Origin of the sequence: uncultured Gemella sp. (assembly GCF_963537375.1) — a bacterium.
Lineage (GTDB): Bacteria > Bacillota > Bacilli > Staphylococcales > Gemellaceae > Gemella.
In genome coordinates, this window is sequence record NZ_CAUTDQ010000019.1 from 25,787 (window position 1) to 36,224 (window position 10,438).

At 32.2% G+C, this 10,438-nt stretch carries 8 protein-coding genes and 1 riboswitch; of the genes, 6 read left to right on the forward strand and 2 right to left on the reverse strand.

Annotated features, from left to right (window positions below):
- Positions 1-91: 91 nt before the first annotated feature.
- Positions 92-1,516 (reverse strand): glucose-6-phosphate dehydrogenase, encoded by a 1,425-nt coding sequence (gene zwf, locus RYK99_RS05140; RefSeq protein WP_314990741.1) that lies wholly within the window; start codon positions 1,514-1,516, stop codon positions 92-94.
- Positions 1,455-2,867 (reverse strand): decarboxylating NADP(+)-dependent phosphogluconate dehydrogenase, encoded by a 1,413-nt coding sequence (gene gnd / locus RYK99_RS05145; protein ID WP_314990743.1) that lies wholly within the window; start codon positions 2,865-2,867, stop codon positions 1,455-1,457. Before gnd ends, zwf begins: the two co-directional genes overlap by 62 nt.
- A gap of 446 nt (positions 2,868-3,313) precedes the next feature.
- Between gnd and aldA the strand changes: the two genes are divergently transcribed.
- From aldA to ribE, 6 genes are all read left to right on the forward strand, one after another.
- Positions 3,314-4,765, forward strand: coding sequence for an aldehyde dehydrogenase (aldA, locus tag RYK99_RS05150; RefSeq protein ID WP_314990745.1), 1,452 nt, complete (start codon positions 3,314-3,316; stop codon positions 4,763-4,765).
- A 456-nt stretch (positions 4,766-5,221) separates the two neighbouring features.
- Complete coding sequence (locus RYK99_RS05155) at positions 5,222-6,565, forward strand: sodium-dependent transporter (protein WP_314990746.1); 1,344 nt, start codon at positions 5,222-5,224, stop codon at positions 6,563-6,565.
- 151 nt (positions 6,566-6,716) lie between these two features.
- Positions 6,717-6,841: riboswitch (FMN riboswitch) on the forward strand.
- A gap of 165 nt (positions 6,842-7,006) precedes the next feature.
- Positions 7,007-8,077 (forward strand): bifunctional diaminohydroxyphosphoribosylaminopyrimidine deaminase/5-amino-6-(5-phosphoribosylamino)uracil reductase RibD, encoded by a 1,071-nt coding sequence (gene ribD, locus RYK99_RS05160; RefSeq protein WP_314990748.1) that lies wholly within the window; start codon positions 7,007-7,009, stop codon positions 8,075-8,077.
- The gene (locus RYK99_RS05165) at positions 8,062-8,673 is read left to right on the forward strand and encodes a riboflavin synthase (protein ID WP_003147905.1); all 612 of its coding nucleotides are present in this window, start codon (positions 8,062-8,064) and stop codon (positions 8,671-8,673) included. Before ribD ends, RYK99_RS05165 begins: the two co-directional genes overlap by 16 nt.
- Complete coding sequence (ribA, locus tag RYK99_RS05170; RefSeq protein WP_314990749.1) at positions 8,666-9,841, forward strand: GTP cyclohydrolase II; 1,176 nt, start codon at positions 8,666-8,668, stop codon at positions 9,839-9,841. The genes RYK99_RS05165 and ribA overlap by 8 nt, the downstream gene beginning before the upstream one ends.
- A 13-nt stretch (positions 9,842-9,854) precedes the next feature.
- Positions 9,855-10,316: a 6,7-dimethyl-8-ribityllumazine synthase gene (gene ribE / locus RYK99_RS05175; protein ID WP_003147907.1), complete on the forward strand. Its 462-nt coding sequence runs from the start codon at positions 9,855-9,857 to the stop codon at positions 10,314-10,316.
- Positions 10,317-10,438: the final 122 nt, after the last annotated feature.

The following is a 10,438-nucleotide window of genomic DNA, read 5'->3' on the forward strand; positions in this document are numbered from 1 at the left end:
AAACTTTCCTAACTAGCAACCTCTAAAAAAACACCTACACTGCAAAAAAGATGTATTGCATGACATTAAGCCATACAATACATCTAAATAATTATTTAACCCAATCCACTAAATTATCAGCCTCTTTTGGACCTTTTGAACCTTGTTCATATGTGTATAATGGAGAACCTTGTTCTTCATACTTAGCTATAAGTTTATTAACAAATGTCCAAGATTCAACTATTTGATTCCATTGAGAGAATAATGCTCTATCCTCTCTAAAACAAGCATCTAATAATCTTTCATAAGCTTCAGGTGTATTTACTATATTTTCTAGTATACAACTTTGGCAGAAATCAAGTGAAATTGGTTGTAATTCTTGCTCTGTACCTGGTTTTTTAGCATTAAATTGGAAATACACACCTTCTTCAGGTTGAATTTTTATAATTAATACATTTCCGGGTGAAGAACCAACAGACTTAAACTGAACTACTACTTGTGTTTCACGTTTTTCCAGTTTTTTACCAGTTCTTATAAAGAATGGTACACCTTCCCAACGTTCATTATCTACAAATAATTTAAGTGCAGCATACGTTTCTGTCTTAGAATCTGCAGGAATATTTTGTTCTTGAAGATATCCTTCATATTGTGCCATAACTAAACTTTCATGAACATCTTCAATCGGTTTTAGTGCAGAAAGAAGATTGTATTGACTCTCGTGAATACCACGACTTCCCTCTTCTTTTGGTTCTTCCATAGCTACTAATGATAGAACCTGTAATAGGTGATTTTGAACCATATCTTTTAAAGCACCACTCTTATCATAGTAACTAGCCCTAGTTCCAACACCTACAGTTTCTGCAGCAGTAATTTGAACATTTTCTATAAAATCTTTATTCCAGATACCTTTAAAGATAATATTCTCAAAACGTAGAGATAGGATGTTTTGAATCATCTCTTTACCTAGATAATGGTCAATATGATAAATTTCATCTTGATTAAAGAATTTAGCAAGCTCATCATTTAATATTCCAGCTTTTTCTAAATCTTCTCCAAATGGTTTTTCAATAATAACTTTCGCATTATTCTCTGAGCAATATTTTTTAAGACCATTTGTAATAGTTATGAAGAATGATGGAGCTACTGCAAAGTAGTAAACATGATTTTGTATATCTTGTTCAACATAAAATGATTGCAACATCTCATAATCGTCTTCATTTGTCATATCCATTTTGAAATAGATAATTCTTTTAGCATATTCATCGAATTGTTCATCGTCGAATTTAGTACGTGCATACTCTTTTACCCACGTACGAGCAATATCTATATATTCTGATTGCGTATAAGCTCTACGACCAATCACAACTACCTTAAAATCATCAGCTAATTTCCCTAATACATTTAAGTTATATAATGCAGGTAACAGTTTTCTATAAGTAAGATCTCCTGTCCCTCCAAAAAGTGTTATTGCTGTTTTATTTTCCATTGTTCCCAACCCAGTCATAGTGATAATTTCCTTCTTTATCAGTTCTTTCAAAAGTATGTGCTCCAAAATAATCACGTTGCGCTTGAATTAAGTTAGCACCACTATCTGCTGTAGTGTAGATATCTAAGTAAGAAACTGCAGAAGTCATAGCACTTAGTGGTAATCTATTAGAAATCGCTAAAGTAGCAACTTCACGTAAGCTATCTTGTCTTGTTTCAATAACTTCTTTAAAGAATGGATCAAAGATTAGGTTTTCTAATTTTGGATTATTTTGGTATGCTTCGATAATATTTTGTAAAATTTTCGCTTGAATAATACATCCACCACGGAAAATTTTAGCAATTTGTGAATAATCAAATGTCCAGTTATATTCTTTCTCAGCAGCTTGTAATAATTTGAATCCTTGTGCATAAGATACAATTTTTGAAATAAATAAAGCATCTTTTACAATATTTTTTAATCTTTCTTTATCTTCAACTACTGCATAAGGTTTACGAGCAAATTCTTTTTCAGCACGAACACGTTCTTCTTTAAGATTTGACATATATCTTCCATTTAACGCAGCTGTAATAACTGATACATCAATTCCTAAATCAATAGCTTGTTCGTTAGTCCATTTCCCAGTACCTTTTTGTTGAGATTTATCTAAGATTTTATCCACTAGGTAGCTTCCATCTTCTTCTTTTACTTTGAAGATATTTGCTGTGATTTCAATTAGATAAGATTCTAGTTCACCTTTATTCCACTCTTCAAATGTTTTTTGTAATTCTTCATTTGAGAAACCACCTAGGTGTTTAAGAACTTTGTAAGCTTCAGAAATTAGTTGCATATCTCCATATTCGATACCATTGTGAACCATTTTCACATAGTGACCTGCTCCACCAGTTGAAGTATAACTACAACATGGTACATCGTTAACTTTAGCTGCAATAGCTTCTAAAATTGGACGAATTTCTTCGTAAGCTTTCTCATCTCCACCAGGCATTAAGGCAGGACCGAATCTAGCACCTTCTTCTCCTCCAGATACACCAACTCCAAAGTAGTTAATTCCTTTTTCTAATAATAGATCATATCTTCTTTGAGTATCTTTAAAGAATGAGTTTCCTCCATCAATAATGATATCTCCTTTATCAAGAAGTGGTGTTAATTGTTCAATTAGGCTATCTACAGCAAATCCTGCTTTAACCATTAAAACAATTTTTCTAGGTTTTTCTAATCCATCGATTAATTCTTGTAGTGAATATCTACCTACTACATTTTCATGTGGGTGTTCTGCTAACATTTTATCTACAACAGATGTTGTTCTATTGAATACTGCAACTTTAAATCCACTGTCAGCAATATTTAATGCTAGATTGCTTCCCATTACTGATAAACCGATAACTCCAATATTTTGTTTCATTAATGAACCTCCTAATGTTTCTTACCTAAGATTATACCACCAAATACGGTGTTAATGGAAATATTTTTGCTCGAAAAAATTTTTTACTATTATTTATATTACTTACTTAATACATTAAAAATTAAATTTAATATTAATCTGTAATAATTATAAATTTTTCATATACAGTAGTATGAGAGATTTTTAAATTATGTATGCGTTTTAAGTACTATATTACAGATGTTTTATTTTATTCCAATTTCTATAACTCCAATAAATTTCCACTTACTTTTAAAAATAAATATACATTATTTTTTTAATAAATTCATCTTTATCTATGTTTAAATATATAAATATACATCAAAAATACAAACAAAGTACTTGATTTTAATTTTTTCATAATATATAATGTTAGCAAAGAAATGGTAACGTTTACTTATCAAAAAAAGATAAAGGAGAATTAAACTATGAGTGAAGTTAAAGTTTTGAAAAATTTTATTAACGGGGCATTTGAAGATAATTCAAATTATGACTATATTAACGTGTTAAATCCTTCTACTGAGGAAGTTATTGCAAAAATTCCTTCTTCTTCAGAAGCTGATGTAGACCGTGCTATCGATGTTGCTGAAGTTGCGCAACGCGATTGGGAAAAATTACCAGCAGTTCAAAGAGGTGCTTACCTTAGAAAACTTGCTGAACGTATTCGTGAACGCGAACCTGAAATTACACAAACTATTGTTAACGAAGGTGGTAAAACTTTCGATTTAGCTAAAGTTGAAGTATTATTTACAGCTGATTACTTAGATTATATGGCTGAATGGGCTAGAAGATATGAAGGAGAAATTATTCAAAGTGATAGACAAGATGAACATATCTTCTTATTCAAACGCCCTCACGGAGTAACTACTGGTATTTTACCTTGGAACTTCCCATTCTTCTTAATCGCTAGAAAAGCGGCGCCAGCATTACTTACTGGTAATACAATTGTATTGAAACCAAGTCAATTAACTCCGATAAACGCTGATATTTTTGCTGAAATCTGCGTAGAAGTAGGTCTTCCAAAAGGTATCCTTAATATTATTCACGGACGCGGTTCTGTAGTAGGAAATAGATTAGCTTCTAACCCTAAAGTTGGTTTAGTAAGTTTAACTGGTAGCTTAACAGCTGGACAAGAAGTTATGAGAGCAGCAGCTGAAAATATCACTAATGTTTCTCTAGAACTTGGAGGAAAAGCTCCTGCTATCGTATTTAAAGATGCTGACCTTTCTCTTGCTGCTAAAGCTATTGTTGCATCTCGTGTAATTAACTCTGGACAAGTATGTAACTGTGCTGAAAGAGTATATGTTCACGAAGATGTTAAAGATGAATTCGAAAAATTATTATTCGCTGAACTTGATAAAGTTAAATTCGGTGATCCTAACAAAGAAGGTGGTTTAGATTACGGTCCACTTATCGAAAAACGTGCTGTAGATGCTGTTGCAGAAAAAGTTGCTTATGCAGTAAAACAAGGGGCTACTCTATCATACGGTGGAACTCGCGATGAAAATCAAGTAGGATACTTCTTTGGACCAACTGTTTTAACAGATGTAACTAACGAAATGAAAATCATGAAAGAAGAAACATTCGGACCTGTAATCCCAGTAGCAACATTCAAAACTTTAGAAGAAGTATTAGAATATGCAAATGATTCAGAATACGGATTAACTTCATCAGTTTACACTACTAACCTAAATACTGCATTCAAAGCTGTAAATGGTCTAAAATTCGGTGAAACATACATCAACCGTGAAAACTTCGAAGCTATGCAAGGATTCCACGCTGGACGTCGTAAATCTGGTATCGGTGGAGCTGACGGTAAACATGGTTTAGAAGAATACCTAACTACTCAAGTTGTTTACATGCAATTAGATAATGAATAATCTATAAAAATACAAATCAACAATCTAATAAATCATCATACTCAAGTATATATTTGAATATGGTGATTTATTTTATTATACGATTATTCTTTGCTCCTCACCTTTTTATTATCCATGCAAGAGCAACAAATTAAAAGTTTTCAAAAAATTATTGACAGATTTTCAGATAAATGTTAAGATTTTAATTACAATTTATAAAGGAGCTACTCAATAATGAAAACTAATATTTTAACTAGTAAAAGAGAATACTTTTTCGTGCCATTTTAGCAGCACTTATATCTCATAGCATTGTAGATATAAGTGCAACGATGTCTACAATGGCTAGTTAAACATGTTTTCAGGCCATTGGTAAAAATACTAAATGGCCTTGAGTATAGTATTATATATATTTTAAAAGCTATTTAGTATTTTCTAAATAGCTTTTATTTATTATCAAATAACAGGAGGAAAAATTTTATGTCAGAAAATTCGAAATGGAGTTCTAAAATAGGTTTCATACTTGCTTCAGCGGGATCTGCGATAGGTCTTGGAGCTGTATGGAAATTCCCATACATGACCGCAGCAAATGGTGGAGGTGGATTCTTACTAGTCTTTCTTATCTTCACTCTTTTAATTGGACTACCACTACTTCTTGCTGAATTTGTACTTGGCCGTGGTGCTGGAGTTTCAGCCATTAGAACTTTTGGCAAACTAGGAAAAAACAAAAATTATAATATTATTGGTTATATCGGTGGATTCGCCCTATTCATCTTACTATCATTCTATAGTGTTATCGGTGGATGGATTCTAGTATATTTAGGTATTTCAATTGCTGATGCTCTTGGGCTTCATGCTACTGGTGATCACGCAGCCCTATTCACGAGTGTTATCTCAAATACTTGGATCGCATTAAGCGCTCAGGCTTTATTCATCTTATTAAATATTTTTATAGTATCTCGTGGTGTTCAAAAAGGTATTGAAAAAGCATCAAAAATCATGATGCCACTATTATTCATCATATTCTTAGTAATTATCGCAAGATCATTAACATTACCAAATGCAATGGCTGGAGTTACTTACTTCCTAAAACCTGATTTTTCTAAAATCACTAGTTCTGGTATTTTATTCGCACTTGGGCAATCGTTCTTCGCACTTTCTATCGGGGTTACAGCTATGTTAACTTATGCATCATACCTTGATAAAAGAACTAACCTGGTTCAATCAGGTATTTCGGTTGTATTAATGAACATTGCAGTTTCTATAATGGCTGGATTAGCAATCTTCCCTGCTATGAGCTCATTCGGTATGGAATCTGAAGGTGGACCGAGTTTATTATTCATCGTATTACCACAATTATTCAACAATATGGCATTCGGTAAAATTTTCTACATTCTATTCTTAATATTATTCTTATTCGCTACTATTACTTCATCTGTAGTTATGTTAGAAATCAATGTAGGAAATATTACTAACCAAAAAAATACTAACCGTACTAAATTCAGTATAATCATCGGAATCTTAACTTTCATCGTTGGAATTCCTTCTGCTCTATCTTACGGTTCATTATCTGATACATTAATATTCGGAAAAACAGTTTTCGATTTAATGGACTTCTTAGTATCTAATATACTTATGCCACTTGGTTGCTTAGCATTATCAATATTCACTGGATATGTACTAGACAAAAAAGTCGCACAGGAGCAATTACATATCAACGAGAATAACAAATCAAGCCTAGTCTTATTTAAAACTTGGTTATTCTTATTAAGATATATACTACCAATTATTATTCTTATCGTTTGTTTAGCACAATTTTTATAATATAGTTTAAAATTATCAGAAGTGATTCAAAATAATGATTTCATATTGAATCACTCTTATTTTTTATTATAATGTTTTAAATATTTTTTATAAATAAACTTTAATCATTGACATACGTTTTCAATAGTGCTATTATTAAGTCATGAATTAAATATTTCTTCGGGGTCGGGTGTAATTCCCAACCGGCGGTGACTAGTTTTCTAGAAGTCCGTGAGCGCAAGCTGATCTGGTGAGATTCCAGAACCGACAGTATAGTCTGGATGGGAGAAGAAATTATAGCATTATGATAAATATATCTAATACTACTGATAATATATAACCTAGAGTATATAAAAACTATACATTCAGGTCTCTTTATCGAATAAAAAACAAACCATCAATCCCGATTATTTGAATCATCAAATATAATCGGGTTTTTATTTTTATAAAGGAGTTGATACTATGCATGAATATTTTATGAATCTTGCTCTATTAGAGGCTAAGCGTGGTGCAAAATATACATATACCAATCCTCTAGTCGGTGCAATTATAGTAAAAGATAATAAAATTGTCGCAAGAGGTTCACACCTCCGTTACGGTTGTGAACATGCTGAAAAAAATGCTATTTCTACTTGCAAAACTCCTGAGAAAATATTTAATTCAACTCTATATGTCACATTAGAACCATGTAACCACAAGGGAAAACAACCACCTTGTACAGAGGCCATATTAAAAATGGGAATCTCTAAAGTTGTTGTTGCTCAATTAGATCCTAATCCAATAGTTAGTGGAAAGGGAATTAAATTCTTACGTGATAATGGAATTGAAGTTACAACTGGTGTCTTGGAAAAAGAAGCTTATAATCTGAATTACGCTTATAATTTATTTCATACCCAAAATAGACCATATGTAGCCTTAAAACAAGCTACCAGTCTTGATGGAAAATTAGCCTTTACTAATGAAAGAACTCAAATAACAGGAAAAGAAGTATATGACTTCGTCAGAAAAGAACGAGATAATTATCAAGCTATTCTTGTTGGGGCAAAAACTGTGTTAATAGATAATCCAAAATTAACTGGAGCCGACACTTCATTATACCCACCGAAAAGAATCATATTAGATAAAGAAGGTTCAATTTTCCAACATAAAGAACTAAATCTCTTTAAAGACGATTCTTCTGAAGTTATAGTTTTTTCAAAATACAAAAAGGAAAACTTACCTTCACATGTAACTATCGTTACACCTAACGAATTTACAATAAAAGAAATTCTTACTGAAATTGCAAAACTTGGTATACAATCAGTATATGTAGAAGGTGGCCCTTGTATCCACGATCAATTCCTTGCTAGTGGTTATTGGGATGAAGTGATTTCATATATTTCCCCTACACTCTTAGGAGGAAGCAATACTTCATCATTTAGCAGTGATAGAACTACTAATGAAAAAATCACTTTACACGATATTAATGTAACAAAACTCGGTGAAGATATAAGAATCTCAGGAAGGAAAGAAAGTCAATGTTTACAGGTTTAATAAAAGAACAAGGGAAAATAGTAAAAATTATAAAATCAAGTCACAGTATAAAATTAACAATACAAGCAACCAAAAACTTACTGGAAACATATAAAATCGGTGATAGTATGGCAGTAAATGGAGTATGCTTAACATGCGTCCAAAAAAGTTCATCACAATTCACCGTTGATATTATGCCCGAGACTTATAAGAGAACAACATTTAAAGACTTAAAAGTAAATGACTCTGTAAATCTTGAGCCCGCAATGGGACACTCAGATAGATTCGAAGGACATATAGTTTCAGGTCACAGTGATGGCTTAGCACAATTAGCAGCAAGACAAAAAGATGAAAATGCTATTCTTCTAACTTTTGCTTATCCAAGTAAATTCCAAGGAGAAATCATTAATCAAGGCTCAATTACTATAAACGGAATAAGTTTAACAGTAGTAACTTGTGACAATAATAAATTTACCGTTTCGTTAATTCCACATACTGCAAAACACACAAATCTAGAAAAATTGAAAATTGGTGACAATGTAAATATTGAGACCGATATTCTAGCAAAATATATAAAAGCTCAACTAAAACTATTTGGAGGAAAGTTAAATGATTAATAATGTACGACAAGCAATCGAAGATTTAAAAGCTGGAAAATTAATCGTTCTTATCGATGATGATGACAGAGAAGCAGAAGGAGATTTAGTCGGCTTAGCTGAACTAGTTACTGGTGAAAATGTAAACTTCATGACAAAACATGCCCGAGGTTTAATTTGCGCACCTGTTTCAACTGAAATAGCTAAGTACTTAAATCTACACTCAATGCTAGATAAAAATACAGATCCTCACGGTACAGCGTTCACAGTAAGTGTTGATTATAAAACATCAACTACAGGAATCTCGGCTTTTGAAAGAGCTACAACTATAAAAGAATTAGCAAATCCTAATTCTAGACCTGAAGATTTCAATAGACCTGGACATATGTTCCCCCTTGTAGGACGTGATGGTGGAATTAAAGTTCGTCGTGGCCACACCGAAGCAAGTTTAGATTTAGCAAGATTAGCTAACAGTACTGAAGCTACATATATCTGCGAAATTATGAACGAAGATGGAACTATGGCTAGAAGAGATGACCTGTATGAGTTCGCTAAAAAATGGGATTTAACAGTTGTTGATTTAGATGAGCTAACACGTTTTTTGTCATTTGAAGACAGCGTTAAAGTAAAACTTCCAACAGAATTCGGAGACTTTGATTTACAACTGTTTGAAGATGAATTTAATAAAGAACATTTAATTATTAGTAAAGGTGATTTAACTTCTGAAGAACCTTTACTAATACGAGTTCACTCAGAATGTTTAACAGGGGATATATTCGCTTCTCATAGATGTGATTGCGGTGAACAATTACACGCCGCACTTCAAAAAATCTCAGAACTTGGTCGAGGAGCAATTTTATATTTGAGACAAGAAGGTCGAGGAATCGGGCTTAGAAACAAACTCCTTGCATACCAATTGCAAGAACAAGGTGTAGATACTTACGATGCTAATGTTCAATTAGGTTTCGCTCCCGATGAGAGGGACTATAGTATTGCAGTAGATATATTAGATTACTTAGGAATAAAATCGGTAAAACTACTTACTAACAACCCTGACAAAGTAGAACAATTAAGTTCTTTAGGAATAAATATAGTTGACCGTGAACCAATTAAGATAAAACCACATAAAGAAAACAAACACTATTTACAAACAAAAAAAATAAGATTTAATCACTTTTTAGATATATAAGGAGAACATTATTATGACAACATTTGAAGGAAAATTTATAGGTAAAGATATTAAGGTAGCAATCGTAGTAGCACGTTTTAACGAGTTCATCACATCTAAATTATTAGGTGGAGCTAAAGATACATTAATTAGAAACGAAGTAAAAGAAGAAAACATCGATGTATACTGGGTTCCAGGAGCATTCGAAATTCCATTTATTACTAAAAAATTAGTAGCTACAAATAAATACGATGGTATCGTTACATTAGGAAGCATTATTCGTGGAAGCACTAGTCACTATGACTTAGTTTGTAACGAAGTAGCAAAAGGTGTAGGTCAAATCAATCTTAACAGCGAAATTCCTGTAATGTTCGGTGTTATAACTACTGAAGACATTGATCAAGCTATCGAAAGAGCGGGTTCAAAAGCTGGAAACAAAGGTAGCGAGTGTGCTCAAGGTCTTCTTGAAATGATAGACTTAACTAAACAAATTTAATAACTAAAACAGGTTGTATACTAAATCCGGGGCATGGAAAAAATTCCAGCCCCGGATTTCTATTTTTATATACAAAAAGACAAATATCCAATATAATTAAGGTGTACAAAAATAATTAACTA

Excerpts from the sequence above, each read along its gene's own strand:
- gnd (WP_314990743.1), bottom strand. The coding sequence starts at position 2,867 with ATGAAACAAAATATTGGAGTTATCGGTTTATCAGTAATGGGAAGCAAT.
- ribD (WP_314990748.1), top strand. The coding sequence starts at position 7,007 with ATGCATGAATATTTTATGAATCTTGCTCTATTAGAGGCTAAGCGTGGT.
- ribA (WP_314990749.1), top strand. The coding sequence starts at position 8,666 with ATGATTAATAATGTACGACAAGCAATCGAAGATTTAAAAGCTGGAAAA.
- ribE (WP_003147907.1), top strand. The coding sequence starts at position 9,855 with ATGACAACATTTGAAGGAAAATTTATAGGTAAAGATATTAAGGTAGCA.
- aldA (WP_314990745.1), top strand. The coding sequence starts at position 3,314 with ATGAGTGAAGTTAAAGTTTTGAAAAATTTTATTAACGGGGCATTTGAA.
- RYK99_RS05165 (WP_003147905.1), top strand. The coding sequence starts at position 8,062 with ATGTTTACAGGTTTAATAAAAGAACAAGGGAAAATAGTAAAAATTATA.
- RYK99_RS05155 (WP_314990746.1), top strand. The coding sequence starts at position 5,222 with ATGTCAGAAAATTCGAAATGGAGTTCTAAAATAGGTTTCATACTTGCT.